The following is a 2,674-nucleotide window of genomic DNA, read 5'->3' as shown; positions in this document are numbered from 1 at the left end:
CTCCGCCTGTGCCGGCTTTCCAAAAATTTCGCCGATCATCGCTTGCAAGGCAATCCCATATGTGAAAATATTATTCACAAAAGAAAATTGACGGGAGGAAAGCGATCATGCGTCTCGCCATCCGGCATTGTGCCCGGAACCGCCTTGCAGGCCGCATCGGAAGCTTCCGGAGCGGATCATGAGCGCATTCTCGCCGACCGTCGGTATCGCCTCGACGCATCCCACCGACATGCCCGAGGCGCATGCCGAAATCCCCGTTTGGAACTCGGAAAACTGGTTCTACGAGGACTGGCAGCCCGGTCACAAAATCCGCTCGCTTCGCCGCACCATCGCCGAGGGCGAAAGCCATATGTTCAATACGCTGGTGCTGGATATCCACCCTTACGTGCAGGACCAGATGTTCGCCGAGAGGCAAGGCATCTTCGGCCGGCGGCTGGTGGCCGGCGCCTTCGTGTTTTCGGCTGGGCTCGGCCTCGTCGCCACCAACTGCCTCAACGCCTTTTCCTATGGCTACGACAAGCTTCGCTTCATCAAGCCGGTCTTCATCGGGGACACCATCTATTCGATCCGCACCAACCTCGACAAAAAGCCTCGCTACCAGGATATGGGCCTGATCCGCGCCAGCTACGAAGTCTTCAAGGGTGAAGGAGAGCTCGTGCTCTACTGCGAGCATCTGCAGACGGTGAAATACAAGAACCCGGCCGATTTCGTCGGCAAGACAGAGAAGTGAACCGTGGCCGCTGACAAAGAACTTCCGCTGACCGGCCTCGTCGTCGTCGACATGAGCCAGTTCCTGTCGGGCCCCTACTGCTCGCTGCGTCTGCTCGACCTCGGCGCGCGCGTCATCAAGATCGAGCGGCCTGACGGCGGGGACCTCTCGCGCCGGCTCTATCTCAGCGACACTGAGATCGGCGGCGATTCAACCATTTTCCACGCCATCAACCGCGGCAAGGAGAGCCTCGCCGTCGACCTCAAGAACGAGGCCGATCTCGCCATGCTGCGCGCGCTGATCGCCAAGGCCGACGTGCTCATCCAGAACTTCAGGCCGGGCGTTATCGAGCGGCTCGGCCTCGACTACGAGCATGTCAGCACGATCAACCCCCGGCTGGTCTACGCCTCGATCAGCGGCTATGGCGAGGACGGCCCCTGGGTGAAGCGCCCTGGCCAGGACCTGCTCGCCCAGGCGCGTTCCGGCGTCATGTGGCTGAACGGCGACGAGGACCAGGGGCCGGTGCCGTTCGGCCTGGCCATCGCCGACATGCTGGCGGGCGCGGCCTGCGCGCAGGGCATCCTCGCCAAGCTGGTCCGGCGCGGCATCACCGGTCAGGGCGGCCATGTCGAAACCAGCCTGCTCGAGGCGCTGGTCGATTTCCAGTTCGAGGTGCTGACCACGCATCTCAATGACGGCCGCCGCCTGCCCAAGCGCTCGTCCTTCCGCAGCGCGCATGCCTATCTCTCGGCGCCTTACGGCGTCTATCCAGCCAAGGACGGCTATCTGGCGATCGCCATGACGCCGATCCCGAAGATTGCGGATCTGCTTGAACTGCCCGAGCTCGGTCCGTTCCGCGACAAACCCGCGACCTGGTTCACCGCCCGCGATGAGATCAAGGCGATCATCGCCAGGCGCATCGCCGAAAAGACCATCGACGAGTGGCTGGCCGTGCTCGAGCCCGCCGACGTCTGGTGCGCCAAGGTGCTGACATGGCCGGAGCTGATGGAGAGCGACGGCTTCAAGACGCTCGACATGCTGCAGACCGTGACGCGCGAGGACAATGTCTCGATCCTCACCACGCGTTCGCCGCTGCGCGTCGACGGCGCGCGCGCCAAGGTGGATCGCGCCGCCCCGCGCATCGGCGAGCACAGCGAGAAGATCCGCGCGGAGTTCGGCCTGTGAGCGGCGTTTCCTTGAAAGGCATGACCTGGAGCCATCCGCGCGGCTACGACCCGATGGTGGCGTGCTCGGCGCTTTGGCGGGAAAAGACCGGCGTCTCGATCGAATGGGAAAAGCGCTCGCTGCAGGATTTCGAGTCCTTCCCGGTGGAGGAGCTCGCCCGCGCCTATGATCTGATCGTCATCGACCACCCGCATGTCGGCCAGATCACCGCCGAGAAATGCCTGGCGCCGCTCGATGTTCCCGGACGCGAGGCGGAGCGCGAGGCGCTGGCCAGAGGAAGTGTCGGCAAATCCTATCCGAGCTACACCTGGCAAGGCCGGCAATGGGCTTTCCCGATCGATGCCGCGACCCAGGTTCAAGCCTGGCGGCCGGATCTGATCGAGGCAGCGCCCACGATCTGGACCGAAGTGCTGGCGCTTGCCGAGCAGGGCCGGGTGCTCTTGCCGCTCAGGCCGCCGCATTCGCTGATGTGCTTCTACACCCTTGCCGCTGATCTCGGCCGGCCCTGCACGGTCGACGGTTCTGCCGACCTTGTCGATGGCGAGACCGGCGAAACCGCTTTCGAGATGCTGCGTGAAATTGCGATGCTCGTCGATCCCGCATGCGTGACGATGGATCCGATCGCCGTGTTCGAGAAAATGGCCGAGCCCGGTTCGCGCATCGCCTGCGCGCCGCTGATCTACGGCTATGTTCCCTATGCGGTGGCGGGCTTCCGCCCGCGCCGCCTCGCCTTCGCCGACATGCCGGTCGCCGGCGGCAACGGCCCGGTCGGCTCCGCGC

2 protein-coding genes and 1 pseudogene are annotated in these 2,674 nt (G+C 64.2%); all 3 read left to right on the top strand.

What is annotated here, in order from left to right; all coding sequences use genetic code 11:
- Positions 1–178 precede the first annotated feature (178 nt).
- A complete protein-coding gene (locus EOD07_RS29855) occupies positions 179–730 on the top strand; it encodes a MaoC family dehydratase (protein ID WP_127237884.1) in 552 nt (183 codons plus the stop codon).
- A 3-nt stretch (positions 731–733) separates the two neighbouring features.
- Positions 734–1,894, top strand: coding sequence for a CaiB/BaiF CoA-transferase family protein (locus EOD07_RS29850; protein WP_127237883.1), 1,161 nt, complete (start codon positions 734–736; stop codon positions 1,892–1,894).
- A gap of 20 nt (positions 1,895–1,914) precedes the next feature.
- Positions 1,915–2,674 (top strand): annotated as a pseudogene (locus tag EOD07_RS29845) (carbohydrate ABC transporter substrate-binding protein); the annotation flags it as partial.

The sequence above is a fragment of the Mesorhizobium sp. M2C.T.Ca.TU.002.02.1.1 genome, assembly GCF_003997225.1.
This window is presented reverse-complemented; position numbering and strand designations above follow the sequence as displayed.